Here is a 5,442-nt window from a genome sequence, read left to right as displayed (position 1 = left end):
CCTGCGGCTTCGAATTCTCTGGTCGGTCCGTCTGCGCCATGGCATTGCGCTAGCGATACCGGCCCGGCGGCGCAAGCCAGGATCCGCCGAACCGAAGATGGAACAGCGATGAGCGAGACCGAACCGAAAAAGCGCGGCTTCTTTTCGAAGCTCTTCGGCCGCGAGGACGAACCGCAAAAGCCTGTCCCGGCGGCCGAGCCCGAGATCGCGTCCGTCGACGAGACGCAGGCCGAGTTCGTCGAGGCCGCGCTGTCGCTCGGGATCGAGGTCGAGATTCCGGCCGTCGAGGTGGTGGACGCTCCGGCCGCGACCCCGGCGACGGGCGCGCCTGCCGTCGGCGGAGCCTCGCCTGTTCAGGACGAGGCCGTCCCGGCGCTCGTCGCGCCTCCTGTCCCCGTGCCCGAGGCGAGCCCCATACAGACCACCGAGCCCAAGCGCAGCTGGTGGCGGCGGCTGACGGAAGGGCTGTCGCGCACCTCCTCGGCGCTGACGACGGGCATCACCGACCTCTTCACCAAGCGCAAGCTCGACGCCGGCACGCTGGAGGATCTGGAAGACATCCTGATCCAGGCCGATCTGGGCCTGGCGACCTCCGCGCGCATCGCCAAGGCGGTCGGGGAGGGCCGCTACGACAAGCAGATCGAGCCGTCCGAAGTGAAGGCGATCCTGGCGCGGGAGGTCGAGGCGATCCTGATGCCGGTGGCACGCCCGCTCGCGATCGACGCCACGAAAAAGCCGTTCGTGATCCTGATGGTCGGGGTCAATGGATCGGGCAAGACCACGACGATCGGCAAGCTCGCGGCCAAATTCCGCGCCGAGGGCAAATCGGTGATGCTGGCGGCGGGCGACACCTTCCGCGCAGCGGCGATCGAGCAGCTGCGCGTCTGGGGTGAGCGCACCGGGGCCGAAGTCGTCTTCGGCCAGCAGGGCGCCGATGCGTCGGGGTTGGCCTTCGAGGCGTTGCAGAAGGCGAAGGCCAACGGCACCGACGTGCTGCTGATCGACACCGCCGGACGGCTGCAGAACAAGCAGGGGCTGATGGACGAACTCGCCAAAGTCGTGCGCGTCATCCGCAAGCAGGATGCGGCGGCGCCCCATGCCGCGCTCCTCGTGCTCGACGCCACCGTCGGTCAGAACGCGATCAGCCAGGTCGAGGCCTTCCGCACCACGGCGGGCGTGACGGGGTTGGTGATGACCAAGCTCGACGGCACGGCGCGCGGCGGCATCCTGGTGGCGCTGGCGGCGCAGTTCGGTCTGCCGGTGCATTTCATCGGCGTCGGCGAGGGCGTCGAGGATCTGGAACCGTTTTCGGCCGGCGATTTCGCGCGGGCCGTCGCGGGTTTGGGAGAAGCGGCGTGAGCGACGGGGCGAGCGAAACCACCCAGCAGATCCCGGTCGAGGCGGCGAGGGGCAAGGCGGTCAGCCCCATCCTCAAGCTCGCGCTCGAATTCGGGCCGCTGGCGATCTTCTTCTTCGCGAATTCCTATGGCGACCGGCTGTTCCAGGTGGCGCAGGACCGGCGGATCTTCGTGGCGACCGGCATCTTCATTGCCGCCTCGCTGATCGCGCTGGCGCTGTCGCGGATCCTGATGGGCTATCTGCCGCGCATGGCGATCGTGAACGCGATCGTGGTCACCGTCTTCGGCGGGCTGACGCTGCTGCTGGACGACGCCTTCTTCATCAAGGTGAAGCCGACGATCGTGAACACGCTGTTCGGCTGCGTGCTGCTCGGCGGCCTGTTCTTCGGCCGCTCGCTGCTATCGCTCGTGCTCGAGACCGTGCTTCAGCTCGACGAGGAGGGCTGGCGCAAGCTGACCCTGCGCTGGGGCCTGTTCTTCTTCGTGCTGGCGGCGCTGAACGAGGTGGTCTGGCGCACCCAGACGCAGGATTTCTGGGTGGCGTTCAAGGTCTGGGGCGTGATGCCGCTGACCATGCTGTTCGCCTTGGCCCAGACGCCGCTGATCCTCAAGCACGAGATCAAGCCGAAGGGCGACGCGCAGGCCTGACCGGCAGGGCCGAGCTATTTCGCGGCCATGCGCAGCGCGCCGTCGAGGCGGATGGCGGTGCCGTTCAGCATGTCGTTCTCGATGATGCTGCGGGCGAGCGCGGCATATTCGGCCGGCCGGCCGAGACGCGAGGGATGCGGCACCGAGCCGCCCAGAGAAGCGCGCGCCTCCTCGGGCAGGCCGGCGAACATCGGCGTCTCGAACAGGCCCGGCATGATGGTCACGACGCGGATGCCCAGAGCGGCGAGCTCGCGGGCGATCGGCAGCGTCATGCCCGCGACGCCGGCCTTGGAGGCGGCATAGGCGGCCTGGCCGATCTGCCCGTCTTCGGCGGCGATGGACGCGGTGCAGATGATCACCCCGCGCCCGCCATCCTCGGTGACCGGATCTAGACCTGCCAGCGCCGCGGCGGATTTCGCGATCACCCGGAACGTTCCGGTCAGGTTGATCGCCACCGCCTTCTCGAAGGTGGCGAGGTCATGGGCGACGAGTTCGCCGGTCTCGCGATGTTTCGAGACGACGCGGCGGCCGGGCGCGATGCCAGCGCAGTTCACCACGATGCGGGCGACGCCATGGGCCGCCCGTGCCTTGGCCAGCGCCTCGTCGACCGAGGCGTCGCTGGTGACGTCGCAGGCGCAGAACAGGCCGCCGATCTCGCTCGCCACGGCTTCGCCGCGCTCGGCATCGCGATCGAACAGCGCGACCTTCGCGCCCTGGTCCGCGAGCATGCGGGCCGTCGCCGCGCCCAGGCCCGAGGCTCCGCCGGTGACGATGGCCGAACAGGAGGAATCGAGTTTCATGGCGCGCTTCCCGGAGCTTTTGCGTTTCCCAAAGGTTTAATCGGCGCATCGAGGGCGACCAAGCCGGTTTTCCGCCGAGGCTCTTGTGCAGCTTTGGGCCGGGGCCATCTTTCGACATGCGCGGCGGGAGCAGCCGCGCGATCATCTGCGGCGTGACGCTCGCAAGGAGAGAGGAATGAGCGAAGGTTTCAGCGCCCGCTTCAGCCGAGAGGAAATGGCGGCGATCCGCGACAGCCTGCGCGACGAGGCCAGGTTCGGCGCCGATTTCATGAGCCGCCTGAAGCGCGTGGCCAAGCGCATTCCCTTCGCGGAGGATCTGCTGGCGGCCTGGTTCTGCACGCGCGACCCGCAGACGCCGCGCCGCGTGCGGCTGACGCTGCTGGCCGCGCTGGGCTATTTCGTGCTGCCGATCGACGCGATCCCCGACATCATGCCGCTGATCGGCTTTACCGACGACGCGGCCGTGATCGCCGCCGCCATCGCGGCGGTGGCGGGCTCCATCACGCCGGAGCATCGCGAGCAGGCGCGGCGGGCGCTGGCCGAACTCTGAGCTGCGCTGCGCCCCAGGGCGCGGCCTCTCAGAACGTCAGGACCACCTTGCCCTGCGCCTTGCGCTCCGCGATCAGCGCATAGGCCTCTGTCCAGCTCTCGACCGGGATGCGGGCATGGACATGGGCGCGGATGCGCCCTGCCGCCGCCCAGTCCAGCAGCCGCTCCATATTGCGGCGATGGGCGGCGGGTTCGCGCCGGACGAAATCGCCCCAGAACACGCCGCGCAGATCGCAGCCCTTCAGCAGCAGCAGGTTGAGCGGGATCTTCGGAATGTCGCCGCCCGCGAAGCCGACGACGAGGTAGCGCCCTTCCCAGGCCATGGAGCGCAAAGCGGGCTCGGCGAGATCGCCGCCCACCGTGTCATAGAGAACATCGACGCCGCGCCCTTCCGTCAGGCTCTTCAGCCGGGCGCGCAGATCGGCCTGCGCATAGTCGATCTCCTCCTGCGCGCCATGCTCGCGTGCCAGAGCCAGCTTCTCCGACGAGGAGGCGCAGGCGATGACATGGGCGCCGAGCAGCGCGCCGATCTCGACGGCGGCCAGCCCGGCTCCGCCCGAGGCCCCCAGAATGGCCAGCGTCTCTCCTGCCTTCAGCTTCGCACGCTGGATCAGGGCGTGCATCGCAGTGCCATAGGTCACGAACAGGCCGGCCGCCTGGGCGTCGTCGAGCCGCCCGGGCACGCGGACCAGCGCCTCCGCCGGCACCACCACCTTCTCGCGCGCGGCGCCATAGCCCAGCCAGGCGGCGACCCGCTCTCCGACCGCCCAGCCGGTCACGCCGTCGCCGAGGGCGGCGATCGTGCCGGCGCATTCGGCGCAAGGGGAAAACGGGAAGGCCGGCTTGGTCTGGTAGCGGCCCTGGATGATCAGCGTATCGAAGAAGTTGAGCGCTGCCGCCGCGACCGCGACGACGACTTCGCCGGGGCCGGGCACAGGATCCGGCAACTGCGCCAAGGTCAGTTCGCCGGGCGGTCCGGCATGGTCGCAGAGCAGGGCTTTCATCGCGGCGGCGTCCTTCGCATCGGCGTGCCAGCCTGCCACCGGGCATCCGGCGGGGGAACCGGTCCCTTCGTCGGGCCATTCGCATTTTCGCCAGGATCGTGACACTCTATGCCCGCCGCTCCGCAACTGCGCCCCGAAGCGGACGTGGTAAACGCGGTGTTAAGATTTTTCGTGACTGATGGCGGTCCATGAGCAGCTCGATCCTTACCCCGTCCGCCGCCATCCCATTCCGCATCGCCGGCCTGGTGCTCCTCGCCGCGCTGACGGGCGCTGCGAGTTCAGCCGCCCTCGCCGCGCCGGCCAAGCCCAAGCCCGCCGCTGCCACCGGGGCTCCCGCCAGCGCCGGCCAGGGCCAGGCGATGCTGCTGGAGACGGCGGGCAAGTGGCAGGCCTTCTCCTCGCAGCAGGGCCGTTCCAAGGTCTGCTATGCTCTTTCCAAGGCCGAGACCCGCTCGCCCGCCAATCTCAAGGATGTCGAGGGGCTGCTCTTCATCTCGAACCGCCCGGCCGAGGGCGTGCGCAACGAGATCAGCTTCGTGATGAATTTCGACGTCAAGGAAGGCATCGAGCATCAGGCGGTGATCGGGGCCGAGCGCTTCGCTCTGGTCGCGAAGGGCAAGAACATGTGGCTGAAGAACCCCGCCGAAGAGCCGCGCATGCTCGACGCCATGCGCAAGGGCGTCGGGCTGGAGATCAAGGCCCAGTCGAAGCGCGGCAACGCCACCAGCGACAAATACTCCCTCGCCGGGATGAGCCAGGTGCTGAAGAAGGCCGACGACGCCTGCAAGTGAGGCATTCTTCGAGATCGTGATGGCGACAGCGGGCGGCCGAAAGGGCGCCCGCTTCGCTTCGGGCCCCGGATATGGTATGGCCCTGCCTTCGATAGGCGCCGGCGGCGCGATCCGAGCAGAGTTTCCGATGACCGTTTCCGTTTCCACGACTGCCGCTCCGGCGGCCGAACCCGTTTTGCGCAAGCCCTCGCTGGTCGGCCGCACGCGCGCGGGCATGATCCTGGCGCTGGAGCAGATCGGCGTTCCCGAGAAGGAGCGGCGCATGCGCGTCGGCCAGCTCTGGAACTGGATC

The 5,442-nt window shown here is 68.9% G+C and carries 6 protein-coding genes; 4 read left to right on the top strand and 2 right to left on the bottom strand.

Annotation, left to right across the window (positions count from 1 at the left end; translation table 11 throughout):
* Positions 1–108: 108 nt before the first annotated feature.
* Together ftsY and ACOJTB_RS04795 are read left to right on the top strand one after the other, a co-directional pair.
* Positions 109–1,359: a signal recognition particle-docking protein FtsY gene (ftsY, locus tag ACOJTB_RS04800; protein WP_420101378.1), complete on the top strand. Its 1,251-nt coding sequence runs from the start codon at positions 109–111 to the stop codon at positions 1,357–1,359.
* Positions 1,360–1,388: 29 nt separating this feature from the next.
* A complete protein-coding gene (locus ACOJTB_RS04795; RefSeq protein ID WP_420101380.1) occupies positions 1,389–2,006 on the top strand; it encodes a septation protein A in 618 nt (205 codons plus the stop codon).
* A gap of 14 nt (positions 2,007–2,020) precedes the next feature.
* Here the strand turns inward: ACOJTB_RS04795 and ACOJTB_RS04790 are convergent, their stop codons facing one another.
* Entirely contained in the window at positions 2,021–2,806 is a 786-nt protein-coding gene (locus ACOJTB_RS04790) for an SDR family NAD(P)-dependent oxidoreductase (RefSeq protein ID WP_420101377.1), read from the bottom strand.
* A gap of 175 nt (positions 2,807–2,981) precedes the next feature.
* Here ACOJTB_RS04790 and ACOJTB_RS04785 point away from each other — a divergent pair, with 175 nt between their 5' ends.
* Positions 2,982–3,356 carry a YkvA family protein gene (locus ACOJTB_RS04785; protein WP_420101376.1) on the top strand — a complete coding sequence of 125 codons (375 nt, stop codon included), beginning with the start codon at positions 2,982–2,984 and terminating at the stop codon, positions 3,354–3,356.
* 28 nt (positions 3,357–3,384) lie between these two features.
* Here the strand turns inward: ACOJTB_RS04785 and ACOJTB_RS04780 are convergent, their stop codons facing one another.
* Positions 3,385–4,359, bottom strand: coding sequence for an NADPH:quinone oxidoreductase family protein (locus ACOJTB_RS04780; RefSeq protein ID WP_420101379.1), 975 nt, complete (start codon positions 4,357–4,359; stop codon positions 3,385–3,387).
* A 188-nt stretch (positions 4,360–4,547) separates the two neighbouring features.
* Here ACOJTB_RS04780 and ACOJTB_RS04775 point away from each other — a divergent pair, with 188 nt between their 5' ends.
* Positions 4,548–5,150, top strand: a complete 603-nt coding sequence (locus ACOJTB_RS04775) for a hypothetical protein (RefSeq protein WP_420101375.1) — start codon at positions 4,548–4,550, stop codon at positions 5,148–5,150.
* Positions 5,151–5,442 lie beyond the last annotated feature (292 nt).

The organism is Allobosea sp., from assembly GCF_048595345.1.
In the GTDB taxonomy this organism is placed as follows: Bacteria; Pseudomonadota; Alphaproteobacteria; order Rhizobiales; family Beijerinckiaceae; genus Allobosea.
This window is presented reverse-complemented; position numbering and strand designations above follow the sequence as displayed.

What these genes read in the sequence shown, in the direction of transcription:
- ACOJTB_RS04775 (WP_420101375.1), top strand. Translation starts at nt 4,548, where the DNA reads ATGAGCAGCTCGATCCTTACCCCGTCCGCCGCCATCCCATTCCGCATC.
- ftsY (WP_420101378.1), top strand. Translation starts at nt 109, where the DNA reads ATGAGCGAGACCGAACCGAAAAAGCGCGGCTTCTTTTCGAAGCTCTTC.
- ACOJTB_RS04785 (WP_420101376.1), top strand. Translation starts at nt 2,982, where the DNA reads ATGAGCGAAGGTTTCAGCGCCCGCTTCAGCCGAGAGGAAATGGCGGCG.
- ACOJTB_RS04780 (WP_420101379.1), bottom strand. Translation starts at nt 4,359, where the DNA reads ATGAAAGCCCTGCTCTGCGACCATGCCGGACCGCCCGGCGAACTGACC.
- ACOJTB_RS04790 (WP_420101377.1), bottom strand. Translation starts at nt 2,806, where the DNA reads ATGAAACTCGATTCCTCCTGTTCGGCCATCGTCACCGGCGGAGCCTCG.